General features: G+C 64.9%; 23 protein-coding genes. 9 read left to right on the top strand and 14 right to left on the bottom strand.

Annotated elements, in window-relative coordinates; all coding sequences use genetic code 11:
- Positions 1–155: 155 nt before the first annotated feature.
- The 3 genes from ACJ70B_RS16980 (at position 156) to ACJ70B_RS16970 (ending at position 1467) form a co-directional block, all read left to right on the top strand.
- Positions 156–497 carry an ArsR/SmtB family transcription factor gene (locus tag ACJ70B_RS16980; protein WP_408958171.1) on the top strand — a complete coding sequence of 114 codons (342 nt, stop codon included), beginning with the start codon at positions 156–158 and terminating at the stop codon, positions 495–497.
- 33 nt (positions 498–530) lie between these two features.
- On the top strand, positions 531–836 hold the full coding sequence (locus ACJ70B_RS16975) for a hypothetical protein (RefSeq protein ID WP_408958170.1): 306 nt from the start codon (positions 531–533) through the stop codon (positions 834–836).
- Positions 837–1128: 292 nt separating this feature from the next.
- The gene (locus tag ACJ70B_RS16970) at positions 1129–1467 is read left to right on the top strand and encodes a CHY zinc finger protein (protein WP_408958169.1); all 339 of its coding nucleotides are present in this window, start codon (positions 1129–1131) and stop codon (positions 1465–1467) included.
- Between the two features lie 29 nt (positions 1468–1496).
- Here the strand turns inward: ACJ70B_RS16970 and ACJ70B_RS16965 are convergent, their stop codons facing one another.
- The gene (locus ACJ70B_RS16965; RefSeq protein ID WP_408958168.1) at positions 1497–2768 is read right to left on the bottom strand and encodes a winged helix-turn-helix transcriptional regulator; all 1272 of its coding nucleotides are present in this window, start codon (positions 2766–2768) and stop codon (positions 1497–1499) included.
- 141 nt (positions 2769–2909) lie between these two features.
- On the opposite strand from ACJ70B_RS16965, the gene mutS reads away from it, so the two are divergent.
- On the top strand, positions 2910–5651 hold the full coding sequence (gene mutS / locus ACJ70B_RS16960; protein ID WP_408958167.1) for a DNA mismatch repair protein MutS: 2742 nt from the start codon (positions 2910–2912) through the stop codon (positions 5649–5651).
- A gap of 14 nt (positions 5652–5665) precedes the next feature.
- Here mutS and ACJ70B_RS16955 read toward each other — a convergent pair whose 3' ends face one another.
- Positions 5666–6190: an N-acetyltransferase family protein gene (locus ACJ70B_RS16955; RefSeq protein ID WP_408958166.1), complete on the bottom strand. Its 525-nt coding sequence runs from the start codon at positions 6188–6190 to the stop codon at positions 5666–5668.
- 103 nt (positions 6191–6293) lie between these two features.
- On the opposite strand from ACJ70B_RS16955, the gene ACJ70B_RS16950 reads away from it, so the two are divergent.
- Both ACJ70B_RS16950 and ACJ70B_RS16945 read left to right on the top strand, forming a co-directional pair.
- Positions 6294–6437 carry a hypothetical protein gene (locus tag ACJ70B_RS16950; RefSeq protein WP_408958165.1) on the top strand — a complete coding sequence of 48 codons (144 nt, stop codon included), beginning with the start codon at positions 6294–6296 and terminating at the stop codon, positions 6435–6437.
- A 126-nt stretch (positions 6438–6563) separates the two neighbouring features.
- Positions 6564–7019 carry a YbhB/YbcL family Raf kinase inhibitor-like protein gene (locus ACJ70B_RS16945; protein WP_408958164.1) on the top strand — a complete coding sequence of 152 codons (456 nt, stop codon included), beginning with the start codon at positions 6564–6566 and terminating at the stop codon, positions 7017–7019.
- A 33-nt stretch (positions 7020–7052) separates the two neighbouring features.
- Here the strand turns inward: ACJ70B_RS16945 and nucS are convergent, their stop codons facing one another.
- The gene (nucS, locus tag ACJ70B_RS16940) at positions 7053–7796 is read right to left on the bottom strand and encodes an endonuclease NucS (RefSeq protein ID WP_408958163.1); all 744 of its coding nucleotides are present in this window, start codon (positions 7794–7796) and stop codon (positions 7053–7055) included.
- A 124-nt stretch (positions 7797–7920) separates the two neighbouring features.
- Between nucS and ACJ70B_RS16935 the strand changes: the two genes are divergently transcribed.
- On the top strand, positions 7921–8487 hold the full coding sequence (locus ACJ70B_RS16935) for a hypothetical protein (protein ID WP_408958162.1): 567 nt from the start codon (positions 7921–7923) through the stop codon (positions 8485–8487).
- Between the two features lie 39 nt (positions 8488–8526).
- On the opposite strand, the gene ACJ70B_RS16930 is transcribed toward ACJ70B_RS16935, so the two are convergent.
- Positions 8527–9009, bottom strand: a complete 483-nt coding sequence (locus tag ACJ70B_RS16930; protein WP_408958161.1) for a hypothetical protein — start codon at positions 9007–9009, stop codon at positions 8527–8529.
- A 439-nt stretch (positions 9010–9448) separates the two neighbouring features.
- On the opposite strand from ACJ70B_RS16930, the gene ACJ70B_RS16925 reads away from it, so the two are divergent.
- On the top strand, positions 9449–11383 hold the full coding sequence (locus tag ACJ70B_RS16925) for a beta-CASP ribonuclease aCPSF1 (protein WP_408958160.1): 1935 nt from the start codon (positions 9449–9451) through the stop codon (positions 11381–11383).
- A 208-nt stretch (positions 11384–11591) separates the two neighbouring features.
- On the top strand, positions 11592–12425 hold the full coding sequence (locus ACJ70B_RS16920) for a hypothetical protein (protein ID WP_408958159.1): 834 nt from the start codon (positions 11592–11594) through the stop codon (positions 12423–12425).
- 65 nt (positions 12426–12490) lie between these two features.
- Here ACJ70B_RS16920 and ACJ70B_RS16915 read toward each other — a convergent pair whose 3' ends face one another.
- The 10 genes from ACJ70B_RS16915 to ACJ70B_RS16870 all read right to left on the bottom strand — a co-directional run bounded on the left by ACJ70B_RS16915 (position 12491) and on the right by ACJ70B_RS16870 (position 20855).
- On the bottom strand, positions 12491–13294 hold the full coding sequence (locus ACJ70B_RS16915) for an ABC transporter permease (protein WP_408960128.1): 804 nt from the start codon (positions 13292–13294) through the stop codon (positions 12491–12493).
- Positions 13287–14204: an ABC transporter permease gene (locus tag ACJ70B_RS16910; protein WP_408958158.1), complete on the bottom strand. Its 918-nt coding sequence runs from the start codon at positions 14202–14204 to the stop codon at positions 13287–13289. Before ACJ70B_RS16910 ends, ACJ70B_RS16915 begins: the two co-directional genes overlap by 8 nt.
- 5 nt (positions 14205–14209) lie before the next feature.
- On the bottom strand, positions 14210–15349 hold the full coding sequence (locus tag ACJ70B_RS16905; protein ID WP_408958157.1) for an ABC transporter ATP-binding protein: 1140 nt from the start codon (positions 15347–15349) through the stop codon (positions 14210–14212).
- 11 nt (positions 15350–15360) lie between these two features.
- Complete coding sequence (locus ACJ70B_RS16900) at positions 15361–16491, bottom strand: PotD/PotF family extracellular solute-binding protein (RefSeq protein ID WP_408958156.1); 1131 nt, start codon at positions 16489–16491, stop codon at positions 15361–15363.
- A 289-nt stretch (positions 16492–16780) separates the two neighbouring features.
- On the bottom strand, positions 16781–17620 hold the full coding sequence (gene nth / locus ACJ70B_RS16895) for an endonuclease III domain-containing protein (RefSeq protein ID WP_408958155.1): 840 nt from the start codon (positions 17618–17620) through the stop codon (positions 16781–16783).
- A gap of 71 nt (positions 17621–17691) precedes the next feature.
- On the bottom strand, positions 17692–18183 hold the full coding sequence (locus ACJ70B_RS16890) for a hypothetical protein (protein ID WP_408958154.1): 492 nt from the start codon (positions 18181–18183) through the stop codon (positions 17692–17694).
- Positions 18184–18312: 129 nt separating this feature from the next.
- Complete coding sequence (locus ACJ70B_RS16885; protein ID WP_408958153.1) at positions 18313–18729, bottom strand: DUF371 domain-containing protein; 417 nt, start codon at positions 18727–18729, stop codon at positions 18313–18315.
- Between the two features lie 61 nt (positions 18730–18790).
- Positions 18791–19156 (bottom strand): hypothetical protein, encoded by a 366-nt coding sequence (locus tag ACJ70B_RS16880; RefSeq protein WP_408958152.1) that lies wholly within the window; start codon positions 19154–19156, stop codon positions 18791–18793.
- A 67-nt stretch (positions 19157–19223) separates the two neighbouring features.
- Positions 19224–20567 carry an alkaline phosphatase family protein gene (locus ACJ70B_RS16875; RefSeq protein WP_408958151.1) on the bottom strand — a complete coding sequence of 448 codons (1344 nt, stop codon included), beginning with the start codon at positions 20565–20567 and terminating at the stop codon, positions 19224–19226.
- 150 nt (positions 20568–20717) lie between these two features.
- On the bottom strand, positions 20718–20855 hold the full coding sequence (locus ACJ70B_RS16870) for a hypothetical protein (RefSeq protein ID WP_408958150.1): 138 nt from the start codon (positions 20853–20855) through the stop codon (positions 20718–20720).
- Positions 20856–20872 lie beyond the last annotated feature (17 nt).

The raw sequence follows: 20872 nt of genomic DNA, 5'->3' as shown, positions 1-20872 counted from the left end.
CTCCCCACACGAGTCGATCCCAGTCATTCTTCATGGAACGTGCCTCCGTTCCCCGGTAGGGGCGTGCCACTGATAAACTCGAGCGGCGTTTGCAGCCCTCGCAAACGGGCCCCCGCAAGGTAAAGTAGCGGCGAGTACTAGCACGCTATAGTCAAATGGCTATCGATCCCCAGGAGGTCATCGAGGCAATCGACAGCGAATCGTCGCGACGAATTCTTGCAGCGGCGAGTCGCGAACCGATGACCGCCAGCGAACTCGAGCAGGCGCTCGACGTCTCGCTCACGACGGTCTACAGGCAGACGAACGACTTAGTCGAGGCCTCGTTTCTCGAGGAGGAGACCGAAATCTCTCCAACGGGGGACAATTACACTAGTTTCAAGACCGCAGTCAGGCACATCGAGTTCACCGTCGAACATGGGGAGTTTCGCGTCGACATCCAGTTTCGAAACGATACGATCGACCGATTCGGCCAGCTGTGGCGATCGTTAGGAGGGTGAGATCACCCGGGTGAGTTCCATGAGGGGGATTGGATGACCCAATCGGCGAGTTCGTGGCTGTTCCTGCTCTCGAACGTCGTCACGTTCGGTCTGGGGGTGGTCCTCACCGTCATCGCCTACAAGGCGTACAAGCGCGAGGGGCTTCCCTCCCTCTTGGTCGTGACCGTCGGCTTCGCGATTCTCACGCTAGGAACCGTCACGGAAGCGTTGTACGAGTTCGGCGTTAACGGCGGCATCACGGCGTTCGGACGGGAACTCTATCTGCTCCGGACTGCGGAAGCGATATTCATCGCGGTCGGACTGTTGCTCTTTATTTATTCGCTACGCCTCGTCTCGTGACCCTGATAGCGGCCGATTCATCGGTCCAGCAACGCGGTGCACCCTGCACACCGTAGTTCTCTGTGGCACGGCTACGCGACCGTTCGCGAATCGAACGAACCACGACTCGAGGCGCTGGACGACGGTCACGGTCGACGATCCCGCCCTCAAGACGCCCCAGCACCCACACTCCCGGAGCAGCCGCCGTCCTAGCGGTATCCTCTCCCGGTGTGCCAGAAACCGAGTGACCCGAGGGCCAGACCGTTCCCGTGCGATCGCAACACCGAAGCGTCCGCCGGCCGTCGATCCGCGCGTGCAATCGATCGGGAAACAGACCGTCCGCGGTGTCGATGTCGGTCCGGAAACGCGGTGTGCCCATTACCACACCGACCGCGATGTCGTCGCGTTCAAGTTCGCCTGCTGCGAGCGCTACTATCCCTGCTTCCGGTGTCACGAGGAGCGCACGGACCACGAGGCCGTCCCGTGGCCCCGCGACCGGTTCGACGAGCCGTCGGTGCTGTGTGGGGTCTGTGGGACGGACCTCACCGTTCCGGACTATCTCGAGGCCGACTACCGCTGCCCGGCCTGCGACGCGGCGTTCAATCCCGGCTGTGCGAACCACGCGGCGCTGTACTTCGAGACCGATGCGTAACTCGACTGGCAAGTGGACGGTCACGACGCTCAGTCGTCGGCCGGTGCTGGCGCTGAGTCGGCCGCTGACGCGGTCTCGTCGACCAGTGCCGCCGCGACGCGTGCCGGTAGTTCGTTGACCATCGACCGGCCGTCCTTCTCGCGGACGACCAGCCCGTCGTCCGCGAGCGCGCTGAGATGGTGCGAGACCGTACTCGGATCTCGCCCGAGTTCGTCCGCGAGCCGGCCGTTGGGAGCGCGACCGAGGTCTGCGAGCGTTTCGAGGACCGCGCGCTTTGCCGGCTCCGCGAGGGCGGCCCGCAGTTCGGCGTCGTCAGCATCGCGGAAGTACCGCCGCTTGCCGTTGATCTTGATCCCAGTCACCAGGCCCTCGTCCTCGAGCACCCGAACGTGGTGGCGGACCGTCGAAAGCGGGATGTTGGTCCGGTTGCTGACCTCTGAGAGGTACGAACCGGGCTCGCGCTCGATCACCTCGTAGACCGCCCGCCGGCGGTCGTGCTCGAGCGGGTCCGAATCGTCGTACGTACTGTATCGAAACAGCGGGAGGATCTTCCACGGGAGGGCCGAGCCGGCCCGCTGCAGGTCGCGGAGGGTTCGGAACTGTCCCAGCCAGTTGGCCGTCGCGGTGCTCGCGCCGCTCGTGGCCCCCGAGCCGCCGGCAGCGCCAGCCGCCGCGCCGGAGGCGGTGATCGCACCCAGGGCCCCGACGAGCACCGCGTCGGTCGCCGTCTCCGTCGGACCCGATGTCCCGGCCACGCCGGCGTCGCTCCCGTCGCCACCGTCACCGTCGCTCGTGCTGTCGGCCGTCGCCGCGCCATCGCTCGAGTCGCCGCCTGCGTCCGAACGCTGGCCGCCGACCGCGGTCTCGGTCTCGAGCGAGGCGTCGACCGCCGTTCCGTTACTGGGTTCGCCGACGGTGCCCGTCGTCTCGTCGACCGTCGCGTCGACGGTGTCGGTCGTGGTCGAGACGGTGTCATCGATGACGGCGGTCGTCTCGTTGACGGCCGTGCCGACCGACCCGTTCGATCCGACCACCGCTCCGGTGGTGTTCTCGACCCCGTTGGTCACGGTGTCGGTGGTCTCTCGAAGCGTATCCGTGGTCTCGTTGGTGGTGTTCTCAATGGTCCCCGTTGTTCCATCGGTGGTATTGAGCGAGTCGCCGACCGAAAGGGCGCTCGAATCCGCAAGCTCCGAGCCGCCGCTCGAGGTGCCCGCAGCGATACCCGCGACGCCCCCACCGAGGAGCGCCGCAGCGACGATGATCGCGACTACGCGCGTCGCGACCGATGGGGTCGATGCCATATCGGTTGCTCGGCTATGGGTGATCGACCGTAATACGCTTTTTCCGTTCCGTGACGGTCGGCCGATCTGAGCAGCGAGATTCGGGGCCGTCGTAGAATCGATCCAGCAAGGTATTTCAGCGTCGGGCGGCCGAATTCGGGTATGGATCCGGCGCTCGGCCCGCCCGAGGCGATGGCCGCAAAGCGCGACGAGCTGACGCCCATGATGGCGCAGTACCACGACCTCTGTGCGCGGTACGACGACGCGATCGTCCTCTTTCAGGTAGGGGACTTCTATGAAACCTTCTGTGGCGCGGCCGAACGCACCGCGCGCCTGCTCGAGATCGCCTTGACGAGTCGAGAGGATAGTACCGGCGAGTACCCGATGGCCGGCATCCCGATCGACAACGCCGAGTCGTACATCGAGGAGTTACTCGAGGCCGGCTACCGGGTCGCCGTCGCCGATCAGGTCGAGGAACCCGGTGAAACGTCGGGCGTCGTCGAGCGCGCCGTGACGCGCGTGATCACGCCCGGAACGCTCACCGAGGACGAACTGCTCGCGAGCGACGACAACAATTTCGTCGCGGCGATCGCCTGCGACCGCGGCTCGAGCGCCGAGGATCGCGCCCTCGCGCTCGCCCTGCTCGACGTCTCGACGGGGGACTTCCTCGCGACGAGTTCGACCTCGCGGGAGGCGATCGCCGACGAGGTGAGTCGGTTCGATCCCGCGGAAGCCGTCGTCGGCCCCGACGCGCCCACCGACTTGGTTCCCGATGGCTGCATGGTTTCGCCCTACGACGCGTCGGCGTTCGACCGCGAGCGGGCCGGCGAGAAGGTCGCCGCGTACTTTCGCAATCCCGACGCCCTGCTCGCCAGCGACGTCGAAATTCGGGCCTGCGGTGCGCTCCTCTCCTACGCCGAGTACGTCCGCGGCGGCACACACGAGGGCGAGCGCGGCGAGACGGACGATAGCAGCGCAGACGAAGCCGCCGATGCCGCCCCCGTTGAGGGCGACGATACTCGCCTCGAGTATCTCACCCACCTCACGCGGTACGACCCGCGTGAGTACCTGCTACTCGACGCAGTTGCCCTCCGGAGCCTCGAGCTGTTCGAACCGCGCGCGGTCCACGGCCGGGACGACGCGACGCTCGTCGGCGTCTTAGACGAGACCGCCAGCGCGCTGGGCGGTCGCAAGCTCAGAGACTGGCTCCGGCGACCGCTGCTCGAGCCCGACCGGATCGAGGCGCGACTCGACGCCGTCGAGGAACTCACGAGCGCGGTCCAGACGCGAGAGCGGCTCCACGACCGGCTGCGGGATGTCTACGACCTCGAGCGGCTGATCGGCCGGATCTCCCGCGAGCGGGCGAACGCGCGAGATCTGCGCTCGCTGCGGGACACGCTGGCCGTCGTCCCCGAGGTCCGCGAGCAACTCAAAGACGCGGACTGCGAGCGCTTACAGCGGCTGTACGACCGCCTCGATCCGCTGACCGACGTCCGCGAACTGATCGAGGATGCGATCGTTTCGGACCCGCCCATCGAGATCACCGAGGGTGGGATCATCGCCGAGGGGTACGACGAGGACTTGGATGACCTGCGCGGGACCGCCCGCGACGGGAAGCAGTGGATCGACGACCTAGAGGAACGCGAACGCGAGCGGACCGGGATCGACTCGCTGAAGGTCGGCTACAACTCGGTCCACGGCTACTACATCGAGGTGACGAATCCGAACCTCGAGTCGGTGCCAGAAGACTACCAGCGCCGCCAGACGCTGAAAAACTCCGAGCGGTTCGTCACGCCGGACCTCAAAGAGCGCGAAGACCAGATCGTCGGCGCAGAGGAACGCGCGGACGAGCGCGAGTACGAACTCTTCCGTGCGGTGCGCCGTGAGATCGCAGACGAGGTCGAACGCGTCCAAGGGCTCGCCGAGGCGCTTGCGACGCTCGACGCGCTCGTCTCGCTCGCGACGGCCGCTGCCCAGTACGACTACTGCCGGCCCGACATTCTCGAGCGAGATGGGGGTCAGACCCTCGAGATCGAGGGCGGCCGTCACCCCGTCGTCGAGCGCACGCAGGAGTCATTCGTCCCGAACGACGCCCGCTTTACCGACGACCGGCGGTTAGCGGTGATCACGGGACCGAACATGTCGGGCAAATCGACGTACATGCGGCAGGTCGCCCAGATCGTTCTCTTGGCGCAGGTCGGCAGCTTCGTCCCTGCCAGCGCCGCCCGGATCACGCCCGTCGATCGCATCTTCACCCGCGTCGGGGCCAGCGACGACATCGCCGGCGGGCGCTCGACGTTCATGGTCGAGATGGACGAACTCGCGACGATCCTGCGCGAGGCCGATGAGCACTCGCTCGTGTTGTTAGACGAGGTGGGCCGAGGCACTTCCACAGCCGACGGGATGGCCATCGCGCAGGCGATCACCGAACACCTCCACGACGCCGTCGGCGCGACGACGCTGTTCGCGACTCACCACCACCCGCTGACCGAACTCGCCGACGACCTCGCGGCCGCGTTTACGCTCCACTTCGAGGTCGACCAGCGCGACGGCGAGGTCGTCTTCCACCACGAGATCGCCCCCGGCGCAGCGACGGGGTCCTACGGAGTGCAGGTCGCGACCGCCGCGGGAGTTCCCGAACCCGTCGTCGACCGAGCGCGGACACTGGTCGCGGACGCGGAGGACGGCGACCTCGAGGCAGGCGGCGAAATCGATGCAGGCGGCGAAGCAGCCAAAGAGACGACGATCAAGTCGGCCGACGAATCGGCGTCGACGGCCACCGCAGATGGTGGCGACGTGCCGACCGACGTGGCCGCGGAACTCCGTGCGCTCGATCTGGCCCGACTCACCCCCGTCGAGGCGCTGACGGAACTCGACCGCCTGAAGCGGTCACTCGAGGACTGATCCCCCGTCGGCCGTCACATCTCGGCCAGCGATTTTCGGTAGATAAGCAACTCGAACGGCTCGTCGAACCCGTCGATTCGTTCGCGGTGTACTTCTTCGAAGCCCTGGGACTCGTACAGACTGCAGGCCGCGGTCTGTCTCGCCATCGTATCGAGGACGAGCTCGTCGGCTCCCGTTGATCGGGCGCGGCGCTCGAGAGCCTCGTACAGTCGTCGGCCGTAGCCGCGTCGCTGGTGGTCGGGAGCGACGCGCAGCCGCGTGAGTTCGACCGCCGATGGCGCGAGGTCGGAAACGACCGTCGCGACGGACTCCGACCCGTCGACCGGGCGGAACGCACCCATCGCGACGATTGTATCGTCGCGTTCACCGACGAGGAACTCGCCGCCAGCGTCGACGTAGGTCTCGCGGACTCGCTCGAGGTCGTCGTCCGAGACCGACTCGACGTAGGCCCCGACATCGCGCATGGCCGCTTCGTGGAGTTCGCGAACCCGCGAACCGTCTGCCGGCTGGTACCGTCGGATCGTCACTGCTGGAGTCACGGCCGAACGAACGAGACGGATAATGAATAGTTGACGGGATGATAGTTGCAGAGATTGCGAGGACCTGCAGAACACACAACTATTTGGCCATCAACACACTCATATGACATATCGAACGACGATCGGCTGGTCGCTCATCTCCTCGGGCATCGTCACACTGCTGCTCGCGTATCTGCCGGGGAAGTCGTGGTGGTGGGGCGTCGGGCTCCTCGCTCTGGGAATCGTGATCTTCACCGTTCGCCGGTAGCTGTCCGCCAGAACTCGAGTCGCCCGACGGTACCGGCCAACGTGGAGTCGAGCTCACCGATCGGCTGTAAGGTTCTTTTACGGTGGCGGTGAACGGCCGACGTGACGGCACACGGAGGTACGAACCGTGGCACCACTCACACTCGAGAGTCCGACATTCGACGACGGCGAACGGATCCCCGAGGAGTACGGCTATACAGAGACGAACGTCAACCCGCCGCTCGAGATCGATGGCGTTCCCGACGACGCCGAGTCGCTCGCGCTGCTCGTAGACGACCCCGACGCGCGGGAGCCGGCAGGGAAGGTGTGGGACCACTGGATCGTCTGGAACGTGTCGCCCGAGCGGACGACGATTCCGGAGGAGTGGGACCCCGACGAGGCGGTCGAAGGAACGAACGACTTCGGCGGCCGCGGCTACGGCGGCCCGAACCCGCCGGACAGAGAACACACCTACCGATTCCGGCTGTTCGCACTCGACACCACGCTCGAACTCGACTCCGACACCGACGCGGACGCCCTTGAATCGGCGATCGAGGGCCACGTCCTCGCGGAGGCGAGCCTCGACGGGACGTACCCGCCCTGACGGACCGACGATTCGACCAAGAACGGGACGAAATCACTCCGCTGGCGGCTCGAGCGCGACGAACTCGAGGTCGTGTTCGGCGAGCAGCCGCTCCGCGCGGCCGGTCACCGACGGTGCGACCAGAATTCCGCGGACGGCGGCGTCAGCGTGTAAATCTCGCTCGAGAGCGTCGACGTAGCGCCGGAGCTGACTCACCGCGTCGGGACCCACCCGACGACGCTTCAGTTCGACCACGACGGCCCGGCCGGCGTCATCCTCGCCGTAGATGTCGACCGCACCCGCCGGCGTGTCGCGTTCAGTAGCCAACGGTGTGAAGCCGGCCTCGAGCAGGTCGGGCTCCTCTAAAATCCGCTGGCGGAGGTCCTCCTCGGTGCCGACGAGGGCAAGTTCCGTCTCGTCGGAGCCCGAAAACGCCGACACCTGTACCACCTCCCGAAAGCGGACCCGTAGGCGCTCGTCCGGCGTCGACCGCAGGCTCTCGATGACGAGCGCGCCGTCGTCGCAGACCGCCTCGTGGTCACAGCCCGGCGGCTGCCAGTTGACCGGCTGTTGTCCCTCGTCGGTGTGGACCAGCGCCGCGCCGTCGGGCTTGAGCATGACGTGACGGTCCCCCGCCTCGAGGTAGCTCGTCGCCCGACCGTCGTAGTCGACGGTACAGCGGCCGTAGACGGTCACGATCGCGTCGCGGTCGATCCCGCGAGCGACCGTATCGCGCGCGGCCGCCGCCGTCGGATGCTGGAGGGTCTCCGTCCGCCGTTCGTCCGCTGGATCGCTCACTGGAATCGAGTAGGAGTGGGACGGATAAAAGGTGCCCGACGGCGGGCCGGCTCGGTCGTCTGCATCGCGCCGTCAGACCCAACGCAGAAGGTACTTCTGCACTCGTCTCCGCGCTCGAAACGCGATGTCGAATATACCCACTCGTCGCGGATTCCTCGCGCTGACCGGCACCGGCGCGGCCGCGTCGCTCGCCGGCTGTTCGCAACTCGAGTCGATCACCGGGGGCGGCTCCGGCTCCGACGAGGCGCTGACGGTCACGGTCCAGCCCGATCAAGAGCCGCTATCGGCTCTCGAGGAGGAGCTCCGTGCCGGTCTTGAAAGCGGCAACATCAGCCAGCAGGAGGCCCGGCGGCGGTTTCGAGAGAAACAGCGGAGCCTGACCGAGGAGGCGGCGTCGACGTTCGAGGAAACGGCCGCGAGCAGCGACGATATCTCGATCACGAAGTCGGCCCCGTCGTATGGCTTCTTCCTCGTCAACGCGTCGGGATCGGCGCTCGTCGACGCGCTCCGCCGTGGCGAGATCGCCGCGATCTATCCCCAATCCCAGTACGAGCAGTTCGCCAAGCAACGGGATCGGTTCGAGCGACAGCGCGCGACGATGCGCGGCCAGCAAGACGGGAACGGCACGACGACCGGTGGAAACCAGTCTCCCGCGAACGAGTACGGGAACAGTACCGAGTCCGGGACGTAGCCCGCCTCGAGTCGCTCACCTCGAGCGCGCGAGCGCCGTTCACTCGACGGCGAACGGGCTGTCGCGATCGACCCAGTCCCACCCTGGCAGCCGTTCCTGGAAGCCGGCGGCCAGTGCGGCCTCGCAGTCGTCGACGCCGGCGTTTTCGCTCTCGTCACCGTGGTGACCGACGTCGACGTAGTGAAACGTGGCTTCGCCGAGCGTCCGCAGGGGCTGGGTGCCGGCGATCGTCGCGGCCAGTTCGCGACCGAGGAGTTCGTCGACGACGAACCCCGGATAGTCTCCCTCGACATCGAGTTCTCTGAGGAGCGCGACCATGGCGGCGACGTTAACGGCCAGGTCGCCGTCCGCGAAGACGGTATCGACTTCCCCGCGATACTGCGCTTCGGTGACCGCGTCGACCTCGGTATCGAAGCGCTCGCCAAGGTCGTCGCGGACGTCGTTGATGAGCGGGACGACCGTCTCGGCTCGATCGGCGACCCAGGACCGTTCCTCGCTGACGCGGGCTGGCGTGAGACGCATGTGCGATGACCGACGGTTCTGTCCGCCAAAACGCTTTGCTCACCGCTCGTAAACCGATTCTCGACCGGCCGTTAACCGTCGTTCGACGGTCTCCGTCCAATTGGCCCCGATTTTTGCGAAGGCTTTTATACCACGCAAAGAATAGCCTCGGGTAAGCGGGTTCTCCCTGGAATTGTCCCGCACGGACCAGGATAACCGATCCGGGAGCGTGTTCGTCAGGCACGGAAGAGGATACGATGATCCGGAAGGCGAGACGGAGTGTGAGCTACGTTGTCCCACGCGGGCGACGGTGCTCGCGCTCACACCCGGTTCCGACGCGGTGGTCACTGAACGGCGGCCGCTGCGGAACCGGGTTCCGATCTCAGTCACCGATTGATGATCCGTCGCCTGCCGTCGCGGACCCCGGGCGGCGAGTTCACGCAAGCCACATTCGGCGATTATGAGCACTGTAGAGCAGCAACTCGACGATTTGAAAGCACAGATCACGAGCGAGCTACCGAGCGATATCTCGGTCTCGTCAGTGAAATACGAGGGCCCCGAACTGGTGGTCTATACTCGCGATCCGAAGAAGTTCGCCCAACAGGGCGATCTCATCCGCCAGCTCGCAAGCAAGCTCCGCAAACGGATCACCGTCCGACCGGACCCAAGCGTCCTCTCGCGGCCCGAGCAGGCCCGCGAGGAGATCATGAACGTCGTCCCCGAGGACGCGGGCGTGACCGACCTCGACTTCCACGCCGACACCGGCGAGGTCGTCATCGAGGCCGAAAAGCCCGGTATGGTGATCGGCCGCCACGGCTCGACGCTCCGCGAGATCACCAAAAACGTCGGCTGGACGCCCGAAGTCGTCCGCACGCCGCCGATCGAGTCCTCGACCGTCTCGAACGTTCGCAGCTTCCTCAAGCAAGAGCGCGACGACCGACGCGACATCCTCGAGAAGGTCGGCCGCCAGATCCACCGCGAGGAGATGTCCGACGACGAGTACGTCCGCATCTCCACGCTAGGCTGCTGTCGCGAGGTCGGTCGGGCCTCCTTCATCCTCTCGACGCCCGAGACACGGATCCTCATCGACTGCGGCGACAAACCCGGTGCCGAAGACGAGGTGCCGTATCTCCACGCACCCGAGGCCCTCGGCGCGGGCCCACAGACCATCGACGCGGTGGTGCTTACCCACGCCCACCTCGACCACTCCGCGCTGATCCCACTCCTGTTCAAATACGGCTACGACGGCCCGATCTACTGTACCGAGCCGACCCGGGACATGATGGGGCTGTTGACGCTGGACTATCTCGACGTCGCCGCCAAAGAAGGCCGCGCCCCGCCCTACGAGAGCGAGCAAGTCCGCGAGGCGATCAAACACTGCATCCCGCTCGAGTACGGCGACGTCACCGACATCGCGCCGGACGTCAAACTCACCTTCCACAACGCCGGCCACATCCTCGGCTCGGCCGTCTCGCATTTCCACATCGGCGACGGCCTCTACAACGTCGCCTTCTCCGGCGACATTCACTACGAGGACACCCGCCTGTTCAACGGCGCAGTCAACGACTTCCCGCGCGTCGAGACGCTCGTCCTCGAGTCGACCTACGGCGGTCGCAACGACTACCAGACCGACCAGGAAGACTCAGAGCGCAGCCTAAAGGAGATCATCAACGACACCTACGAGCGCGGCGGCAAGGTCGTCATCCCCGCGTTCGCGGTGGGTCGCTCCCAGGAGATCATGCTCGTCCTAGAAGAAGCAATGCGAAACGGCGACATTCCGTCGATGCCGGTTCACTTGGACGGGATGATCTGGGAAGCGACGGCGATTCACACCACCTATCCCGAGTACCTCCGCGACGATCTGCGCGACCGGATCTTCCACGACGACGAGAACCCATTCCTCGCCGAGGAGTTCAACCACATCGACGGCGGTGAGGAGGAACGACAGGACGTCTCCGACGGGGAGCCCTGTATCATCCTCTCGACCTCGGGGATGGTCACCGGCGGGCCGATCATGTCCTGGCTCTCTCACATCGGTCCCGACCCGGACTCGACGCTCGTCTTCGTCGGCTACCAGGCCCAGGGGACGCTCGGTCGCCGCATCCAGAACGGATGGGACGAAATCCCCACCAGCGAAGTCGGTGCCATGGGCAACGGCGGCGGCCGCGGCACCCTCTCGCTAAACATGGACGTCGAGACGGTCGACGGCTTCTCCGGCCACGCCGACCGCGCCGGCCTCGAGAACTTCGTCAAGACGATGAATCCCCGTCCCGAGAAGGTGCTCTGTGTCCACGGCGACGAGCGCTCCACGCAGGACCTCTCCTCGGCGCTCTATCACAACTACGACATGCGCACCTTCGCGCCGAAGAACCTCGAGACCTTCCGCTTCCTGTGAGACCCCTCGGGAAACTTCCCCATAACGCGGGCACGGCATCGTCGGTCCGTCGACAGCGACCGAGCTCTCAGTCGTGAGGAGGAGCCACGGTCGGTCGATTCGGCCCCCGTTGGAACCGTCGTCGCCGCGTGACCGAACCGCCGCTATTTTCGATTTGATATAACCGATATAAAGTTTTATTTACTAGTTTATTGGTGTGCCAATTGCGATGCAAGAAGATCCGCATGATGACAGTGGTACCGATTCCCCGAACCGTCGGGACGTTCTCAAATCTCTCGGCGTCGCGAGCGCGGTTTCGGTGAGCACGTTCACGGCCGTCGGGGCGGCCGAAGAGGGGTCGTCCGTCGAGTACGATCAGACGGTTATCGACGAAACTCTTGAGGCACACGCGACCGAGACGGTCGAGCTGCTCGCCGACGCCAGCCTCCTTGAGACGCCGTCTCTCGACGGATTTCCAACCGACGTGCACGTTCCGATGCACGAACAGTTCGAACGCGGCGAGGGAACGACCGTTCTGACCCCCGATATGAACGGCATCTCGAAAGCGACGGTCGAGACCGCGACCCGGACCAACGACGGAACGCTCACACTCGTTGCCGAGATTGACGAGGGGCGGAGCTACGCGATCTACGATCCGGACGACACCGAGTCGAAGTACGCCTACGATCCGAAGCTACAGCGTCTCACTGGCGGGTCGAACGCGAGCCCCGCCGCTGCCACGAGCGACGGCGGTATCAGGCCGGATGGGAGCGTCGCTATTGGGGGAGAGAACGAGGCCGAGAAACGCGACGCAACAGATCGCTCCGGCGTGAGCGTCGCATCCCACGATTTGAGCTGGGTTCCGTGCCAACAGTTCTCGACGGGCGAGTGGCAAGGGGAGGATTGTCACCGCTGTACCGACCGGCCCTGTAGCGACGCGCACTACGGCCTCTCCGACGGTTATATCAAGCGGGAAACGTCGTGTGCGACTCGTTTTGACTGGTCCTGTTACGATCACAATACGTGCAAATGCGCCAGTCCGGGTCCGGACGACCCTGCGTGAAAACCGACCGCGGTTTAGAACGGAGACCAGGCGCCGGTCGGTGACGCCCCTCGTCCCAGGTGCCATCAGGAGAGTTGCTTCGAGACCCACTCGAGGTTCGTCGCGAGAACCGCGAGCGCGAGCGCGCCCAGCGAGAAGAGGATCAGGAACGTCGAGACGACGCTCACAAGCGGATCCAGCGCCTGCCGGATCTCGGTCCAAGCAAGGACCGGAATGGTCTCGGTGGCGGGCGTCGAGAGGAACATCGCCATCACGAACTCCTGGAGGCTAATGATGAACGCGAGCAGCGTCCCGACGAAGATGCCGTGTCTCACGTTCGGCAAGACAACGTGTCGAAACGACTGTAGCGGTCCAGCGCCGAGGTCGTGTGCGGCGTCTAGTTGCTGCCAGTCGAACCGACTGAACACCGACCGCATCACGAAGTAGACCAGCGGCATCGCCCAGAGCGTGTGCGCGAGGATAATGCTCAGGTAGGAGCCGCGCAGGCCGACCTCGTTGAAGTACATCAGGAGCGTGATCCCGAGGATGACCGGCGGAATCAGCAGCGGGACGAGGACGAGCGGCGTCACCAGCGAGCCGAGCGATCCGTCGTCGATCTCCTGTCCAAAGGCACCCGCGACGCCGAGTCCCGTCGCGAGGATCGCCGTCCCGACGCCGATGACGATGCTGTTCGTGAACGCTCTGAGCCAGCGCGTGCTATCGAGGAACTCGGTATACCAGGTCAGCGAGAGACCCTTGGGCGGGAACGCGATCTGGCCGGACGCCGAGAACGACGTCGCGACGATGACGAACAGCGGGAACAACATGAACGCGAGCAACAGGAGGTAGCCCGCGCGGAACGCCACGGTCTCGAACGTTTCCCTATGCAAGTTCAAACTCACCTCCGAGGCGATTGAGAGCGGTTACGAGGACGGCGATACATCCGAACATCGAGACGAGCATGACGACCGCCAGCGCGGCGGCGATCGGATAGCGCAGATCGGACAGCATCAGGTCCTCGATATGGATGGCGAACGTGACGCCGTTTGAGAGGAGTTCCGGCGCGGCGTAGCCCCCGACACTCCACGCGAACGAGATCACCGTCGCGACGATTATCCCCGGCATCGCCTGCGGGATAACTACCTCAAGGACCGCACGCGGCCGGCTCGCACCGAGGTCGCGGGCGGCCTCGACGACCCGCTGATCCATCGTCGCCATGACGCTGTAGATCGCCAACACAGCGTACGGGAGGACGATATACAGCTGTCCGACCACCGCACCGACGGTGGCGGGGACGAACTGGATCGGGCTCGAGACGAGATTTAGCGACAGCAACACCTTGTTGAGCGTCCCGGTCGGTGCCAGCAACGGATTGAACGCGTACGCCCTGATGACCAGCGTCGTCAGCAGCGGCATGACGACCGAGAACAGCAGGAGCGACTTTACGAGGCCGGTCGACTGCCAGATCGCGTACGCGTAAAACAGGCCAATCGCGACGGACAGAACCGTCACGACCGCGCCGAGCCGGAACGAGTAACTGATGACGCTCAAGAGGAGGTCGTCGGTCAGTACCGTCGCGTACGCGTCGAGCGACCACGTGCCCTTGGCGTAGACGAGGTCGCTCGAGCCCTCGGCGACGCTGATACGCAGCAGGATGACGAAGGGGATCACGAAGATCAGCAGCTCGAAGGCGAGCAGCGGCGCCATGATCAGCAAGGCCCGGTTCGAAGGCGACCGCTCAGTGATCGAGGCCCAGTAAGACGCGATCGGCCGCGGGAGGTTCGATTTCACTCTCGTCATGGTCGTCACAGTTCGACCCGCGTTCCGTCAGTGCGGAACGCGAGCGCGTCGGCCCCGTTCCACTCAATGCGGACCTCGTCGCCGGCGGCCAGCGTTTCCACGCCCGCGTCCGATCGTTCGACGAAGAGCGACGCACCGTCGATCGAGACGGAGTAGCGAACGGTCGAGCCGCGATAGACGACGTTCCTGATCGTTCCGGTGACGGCGTTTGCCGTGCTCCCGTCGGCGACGGCTCGCTGCTTGGTGGTGCCGTCGCCGGTAGCGTCGGCCGCCCGATCGATCGAGAGAATTTCGGGCCGCAGCGAGATCGTGAGGTCGGTCCCCTCGTCGACGGCGGGCTCACGGTCGGTCGGGAGGACGAGTTCGGCGCCGAGTTCGGTGTCGACGTACGCTGCCTCCGCGGTCGTCCGCGAGACCGTCGCATCGACGAAGTTCGTATCGCCGAGGAACGCCTCGATGAAGCGGTTTTTCGGGTTCTCGTAGACCTCGTGTGGGTCGCCGATCTGGATCAGTTCGCCCTCGTTCATAATCCCGATCCGATCGGCCAGCGTGAACGCCTCGTCCTGATCGTGCGTGACGTGGACGAACGTCTTCTCCAAGTCGTCGTGGATCTCGCGGAGTTCGATCTGCATGTCCTCGCGGAGCCGCTTGTCGAGGTTCGACAAGGGTTCGTCGAGCAGGAGGACGTCGGGATTGACCGCGAGCGAGCGGGCGAGCGCGACCCGTTGTTTCTGCCCGCCGCTCAGCGTGGTCGGATCATCGTCGCCGTAGCCGGCCATCTGAACGCGCTCGAGCATCTCTCGGGCGCGGTCGCGGCGTTCGTCCTTCGAGACGCCTTGCATCTTGAGCCCGAAGGTGACGTTCTCCAGAACCGTCTTATGGGGGAACAGCGCCCAGTCCTGAAACACCGTCGAGGTCGTTCGGTCGTAGGCCGGTTGGTCGGTGACGTCGTCGTCGCCGATCCGAATCGTCCCGTCGGTCGGCGTCTCGAGGCCGGCGATCATCCGCAGCGTCGTCGACTTCCCGCTGCCGCTGGGGCCGAGCAGACAGAGCAACTCGCCGTCGTCGATATCGACCGACACGTCCTCGACGGCGGTCGTCTCTCCGTAGCGCTTCTCGAGCCCTTCCAGTGTGATTTCAGACATTGTCTCGGTGATTAGGACTGCTGTTGCATGCTGGTGAACGCGTCCGAGAGGTCGCTGCTGTAGTCTGCGAGGTAGCTCCAGTCGGGGAACGCGATGTTTTCGGCTTCCTCGGTGGTGGTCGGGAGGTCTTCCTCGAGGCCCTTCGCGTACTCGATGTTCCGGTTGCTGAACATCATGGGGTGATGTTGGGACCACTCCGACTGGACCTCTGAATCGAGCAGGAAATTGATGAATTTCTCGGCCTCGTCTCGCTTGTCGGTACCTCTGACGACGCACCAGTTGTTGAGCCAGCCGGTCGTCTGTTCGGGCATCGTGTGACTCAGTCCGTCGTAGTCGTCGATGTCGTAGGCCGTCTGGTCGTAGTACCACTGAGCGGCGTCGATGACGCCGTTGTCGAAAGCCTGCCAGATATCCGCGCCGGAGCTCGCCCAGCTCTCGATGTTCCAGCCCTCGATCGTCGAGAGGACGTCCTCGTGGAGGGACGCGTCGTACATCTCTTCGGCGCTGGGTTTCGCGTCCATCGCGATCGCCGCGGCGTAGAGCGGATACCACCAGAAGCCGGTGTCGATGCCGACGGCGGTGTCCGTTGCGGCGGTGTTGAACTCGCTCCAAGTACCGGGTTGGACGTCGGCGGCGTCGCGGTGGATGATCGTACACGGCGCCCCGTCGACGGGCATCCCGTACTTGGGCTCGCGGATCTCCGTGTAAAAGTCCATGATTTCCTCGGCGTTAGGAACGTTCTTAGTGCGGATCGGCTCGAAGAGATCGTCCTGCCGGCCGTAGTAGTAGAAGTTCCCCTCCGCGACGGTGAGGTCGAACGGCGGGTTGTCCTTCGGCGCCGACCGGATCTTGTTGAGGATTCCGGCCCACTCAGGCTGGAGTTGGATCTCGATATCGTGTTCCTCCTCCCACTGGGAGACGACGCCTTTCTCGAAGCGATCGGAGTAGTTCCCGCTCCAGACTGCGACGCGCAGTCCCGGGTCGCTCCCAAGCAGTTTCGCACAGCCTGCGAGCGCGGTCACCGAACCGACCGCTGTCGTCGTCAACAGTTGGCGGCGTGACGCAGAAACAGCCGCGGCGTCAGTTGCTGAGGTAGTCGTACTTTCGCTCGTCTCTGCAACCCGATCAGGGTCTGCAGGCATTGGTACCCCGGGCATCACTTGTGGTGACATAAAGTAGTTGTGGACTCACCAGAACGTTTCAGTTACTTACCAATCTCGTCGTCTACTTTCCCTCCCTCACGTTTCTCGTCCCATCTTCCGTGGTGGCGTGAGTTCAGTTCGAGACTATGAGACCAGCGACCGGGATCGCTGGCACCCATCAGCGTGTTCGCTTTACACGAGCGCTACGAAGTCCTCGTGGTGGGGCGACACGGCCTCGAGGACGTGCAGCGACGATCGAGCGCCACGGGCTAATCGGATCGATCGGCACTTAGTCGTCGTTCACAGCGCCCTCAGCCGCCTCGGCGGCTTCGGCCGGATCGACGACATCGCCGGTCGCGGGGGAGACGCCGACCCGTTCGCAGCGGTCGGCCATCGGACAGGCGTCGGGACCCTCGAGACAGACCGGCTTCCGAGCCGTGCAGTACTCCCGACCGAACTGGATCGTCGCCGTGTGGCCGAAGCCGCACTTGGTCGCGGGCACGTCCCGTTCGAGGATCTCGCGTACCGCTTCGTGGTCGGCGTCCGGCGGTGCGATCCCCATGCGTCGATAGATCCGATGGACGTGGGTGTCGACGGGGAAGACGCCGCTGCGACCGCCGGCGAAGAGCAACACACAGTCCGCCGTTTTCGGACCGACGCCGCGGATCTCGAGCAGCGTCTCTCGGACCGTCGACGGCTCCTCGTCGCTGATGAAGGCGTCGAACGCTGCGGCCGAGCCGAACTCCGCCATGACCCACTCGGCCGTGCCGATGAGAACGTCGGATTTCCGGTTGTACAGCCCCGCGGAGCTGATCGTCTCCGCGAGTCGTGACTGCTCGGCGTTCGCGAGGGACTCGGCGAGGTCGGTCTCGTCTCCGCCGTACCGTTCGATCAGCGCGTCGTGAGCCGGTTGGCTCGCCTTGTCGCTGGTGTTCTGGCTCAAAACGGTGCGGACGAGACAGGTGAAGGCATCCTGCCCGCCGTAGGTCTTCTGCCAGTACAGTTCGCCCAGCCGGTCGACGACCTCCTCCGCGCGGGTGTCGGCCGTCGCGGGGTCGAATTCGGCGGCCGCGCCACCGCCCGCCCGGCCGCCGCTGATGTTGACGGCCGGCTCCAGATCATCGCTCATGCGCGCGGGTACGCCCCGGCGATACGTGTGCATACCGGATTCGCGGCGCTCGAGATCGATCGGTGGTCAGCTCACTCCTGTACATAACGAATCGCCCGCTTTCCGTCACTGGGATGGCCGCCGTAGGCCGGCAGCCAGTCTGGATAGGTCACTGGAACGACCGTCGCCAGACCCTGAACGAACGCCCAGTACGCCCCGGTCCGACAGACGACCGCGACCGCGTCGGTCGCTATCGACGCGGCACCGAGCAAGCCTACTCCGAAGCCGAGCGAACTGATCGGTCCGATCAGCACGATCGCCACGCCCCTGTATCCCTTGGGCGTCGCCGCCGATCGATAGAAACCGGGCCACCACGACCGCCAACCGCCAGGGTCGATACCGAGCTCGAGTCGCCCACGGGTCACTTCCCAGCGGGGGTCGGTGCCGACCGTGACCCGTATCGGTCCCGGAAGTAACGCAAAGCCCATCGCGGCGTGGGCGAGTTCGTGAGCGAGGACGAGCAGCGGCACGACTGTCAAATACGCCAGCAGGACGAGTGCCAGTGACGTGATCGGATCGACCATTCCCGTACCCGGGGCTATCATTCCAACTGACTAGTAGTTTGAGCGCCCGCAGTAATCTACGCTCGCGATCGACCCGCAGTGGTCCGATGGGAAGCCAACCGCTCGAGCGGCGGGACGGAGGGCATGCCGCTATGGCTCGACGCGAAGCGTCACCGTCGCCTCGGCACCGTCGGCCAGCGCCGCTACGAGATCGCGGTCGAATCCCTCGGCCGCGAACGCGGCGTCGTTCATGATCGTCCGGTCGTCGACGTAGTCGCTAGTCCGGCCGACGGCGCTGCGCTCGTTCGTGAACTCGAGGGCGGTGCCCCCCCGACCGGTCACCGACTCGCGGTGGCCGTCGGCCTCGATCTCGAACGTGATCGTCGCGTCCGGCTCCCGACAGGCCGCGACGAACTCCGGGTCGAAGTCTGCGGGCGCACGGTCGGCGTCGATCGCGAGGATGCAGTCGCCGGCGGGGGTGAGGTAGTCGTCGGTCGTCACTTCGAACGTGCTTGCATGCTCGGCGGAGACGTTCTCGTGGCCGCGAGCGTGAATTACTTCTTCCATGCGTTGCGGTTCGGTGCCGGCCGGAAAACGGGATCGAATCGGCACGTCTCCGTCGCTGGGATTACGGCGACCGATAGCCGGCACGGAACTCGCGGACGGCCGTTCCGAGGGTGGTTCCGAGAACGACGACGAGCAGGATTGCGACGAGTCCGCCGCTCCATTCTGCGTTCGGGGACCCCGTTACGACGCCAGCGATCACCGCGACCGCCGCGCCGACGACCGCGAGCGCGGCCAGACCGAACTGGAGCGCCGACTCGTCGCGACGCGAGAGCAGGAACTGCGGGAATCCAATTCCGACGGCCAGATAGACGGCGATCCCGACCGGCGTGGTACCGAGCACGGCTGGACTCTCGGTGAGTACACTGACGATGCCGGCGAACAGAAACGCCAGGGTGAAACTGATACCGACGAGTCGGGCGTCTCGCATACTGAGCGATCGCACGTCAGTGAAAATATAGCTTCTGGAGATCCGAGCGAACCGGCGGAGACGCTGCTCAGATGAGACTCGCGCCGTCGAACTCGCCGCGACCGTAGTCGATGTCCATCAGTTCGAGGATCGTCGGCGTGATGTCGAACAGGTCGGCGTCCTCGATCGTCGCGTCGGGATTGTCGATGTACAGCGACGTGTTATCGAAGCTATGCATCCCGTTTCGCGGCCCGGACGTGAAGATATCGGAATCGGCCTTGAAGCCGGACTTGAGGTCGAAGCCCTTGTTCGGAATCGCGACCAGATCCGGTGCGATATCGTCGTGATCGCCGCGGAACGCCTTTTCTTTCTCGACGACGCGCTCGACGACGTTGTTGCCGTTTGGCCCCTCGAGCGCCTCGAGGTCGGCCTTCAACTCGTCGCGGACCGCGTCGTACTCGTCCTGAGGAACGGAGCCACGGGGCTCGCGGCCCTCGAGGTTGATGTAGAAGCGACCGGGGATAAAGGAGTAGGCCGTCGTCTCGTCGGCGATGTCGCCCAGTTCTTCGGGCTCGTCGGTCCGGAAGGAGAGCCAGCCCTCCTCGCGGAGCCACTCGTTGAAGTGGACCTCGTAATCGAGGCTCGTAAAGCCGTGGTCGGAGGCGACGATCATGGTGACGTCATCGGGCAGCGCCTCGCGCAGTCGGCCGATGTAGTCGTCGACCTTCCGATAGAACTCGATGAACTCCTCTTTGTACTCACCGTCGCGCTCGTAGTCTTTGAACAGGAAGTGATTGACCCGATCGGTCGTCATGAAGACGCCGAAGAACAGGTCCCAGTCGTCCTCTTCGATATAGTGTTTGAAGGCTTCGAACTGAGCGTCGACCGTAGCGTGGGCGTCCTCGATGAACTCGGATTTGTCTTCCTGGTGGCCGAGTTTCGGATTGACGTCGATTCGGTAGTCGAGCGTCTCTAAGTACTCGCGGACGTCGTCGGGGTAGGCGGCCTTCTCAAGGCCGGGCGAGAGAAAGCCCGAGACCATCCGCTGGACGTTGCGCTGGGGCGGGAACGTGACGGGGACGTTCAGCACGGTGGCCTGGCGGCCCTCCTCCTGAACGCGGTCCCAGACGCGGTCGGCCTGGACCTCCCGGCCCATCGGGACGTAGGTGTCGTAGGTGCCGACTTCCCGATCCTGAAAGCCGTAGACGCCGGTTTCGCCGGGATTGACGCCGGTGGTCAGTGACGGCCAGCAGGCGCTGGATTCGGGCGGCACGATGCTCGAAATCTCGCTCGCCGTGCCCTCGTCGGCGATCGCGGCGAAGTTGGGAAACAGTTCCTCGTTCTCCGCGAGGAGACTATACGGCACGCCGTCAACTCCGATAAATGCGACCCGGGGATCGCCGTCGCCCCGCAATCGATCGAACAGACCCATGGGCGGACGTAGTCCGACCGCATACAAGAAGGTTCGTTTCGAGATAGTGTTTTGCGAATGTCTGACACGCTTTCCCACGCCGATCGATAGTCAACGACGCCGTCTGGGTCGTAGTCGGAACGGGAAACCGGTGAGTTGTCGGAAATTGAATTAGCTGTCTCGGGCGCTCGCGTCCTCGGGATCGAAGTTGGTCGGCACGACGGTGAGATGGGCCATACCGACACTGGCGTCGGTCGCGTCGTCGGCGGACGAAGACGGTCGTCGTGCGGATGAGTCGGATGCTGCCATACAGAACGTGATACGGC

Origin of the sequence: Natrinema sp. 74 (assembly GCF_046097095.1) — an archaeon.
Lineage (GTDB): Archaea > Halobacteriota > Halobacteria > Halobacteriales > Natrialbaceae > Natrinema.
Note: the sequence above shows the minus strand (reverse complement) of the source record. Positions and strands in the feature narration are given on the sequence as shown.